Source organism: Oleiphilus sp. HI0043, from assembly GCF_001634935.1.
The window spans coordinates 1-645 of sequence record NZ_LWEY01000713.1; the positions used below are offsets into that span (position 1 = coordinate 1).

At 43.9% G+C, this 645-nt stretch carries 3 protein-coding genes; all 3 read right to left on the reverse strand.

From position 1 onward, the window contains the following. A partial coding sequence (locus tag A3729_RS08365) for a PDC sensor domain-containing protein (RefSeq protein WP_156497802.1) occupies window positions 1-227 on the reverse strand: 227 nt, incomplete at its 3' end. 45 nt (window positions 228-272) lie between these two features. Further along, window positions 273-413, reverse strand: coding sequence for a hypothetical protein (locus A3729_RS31460; protein ID WP_156490449.1), 141 nt, complete (start codon window positions 411-413; stop codon window positions 273-275). Window positions 414-425: 12 nt separating this feature from the next. Then, the coding region (locus A3729_RS32625; protein ID WP_197475695.1) for a hypothetical protein at window positions 426-645 on the reverse strand (220 nt) is incomplete at its 5' end.

Below are 645 nucleotides of genomic sequence, written 5' to 3' on the forward strand. Positions count from 1 at the left end.
ACCTTGGCACTTCCCTGGACACCAGAAAAACTTTCTTTAACCAAGGTTTGAACCCGATCATGGATATATTCCCAGGGAATACTCAGCCCCAACATCCCCCTTACTATCTTACCTTTATCCTGAATAGGAGCCGCAATAACAATCTGCTTAACCCCCGTCGTAAAGGAGATCATCGGGTTAGAAATATAGGCTTCAGGCGAATCAGGATCTTCAGGGTGAATACTCACCTGCCAATAGTCGCGAGAGCGAATATTTTTAGGCTTCGAGTCTGGTTATTTATCATCAAAGGTTCGAATCCCTCCTTGTAGCAGATTCGCACCAGAAGTGTTATAGAAATGTCCGTTGGGTAAACCAATAATGAACTTCTCAAACTTAGGTTTCAGGAAGGTCAATTCACGCTTTAGATAAGGCATGAAGGTTTCGAACTAAAGGCCAGAAAGCTCTGCAGAACGAGCGTATTCCTGCACCAATGACTCACCATGGTCAAACTCAAACTGAAGACCATTAGCAACGAGCATTAAGCTCTTCTGCGCAATTTCTACGGTAGACTCAGTAACTTGTGCCTTGCTGTGAAGGTAGGTTTGAAAGGATATCACCAGCGAAGGCAATAAGCCGACAACTAATAGAGTAAGTAGAAGCTGATCT

Excerpts from the sequence above, each read along its gene's own strand:
- A3729_RS31460 (WP_156490449.1), bottom strand. The coding sequence starts at position 413 with ATGCCTTATCTAAAGCGTGAATTGACCTTCCTGAAACCTAAGTTTGAG.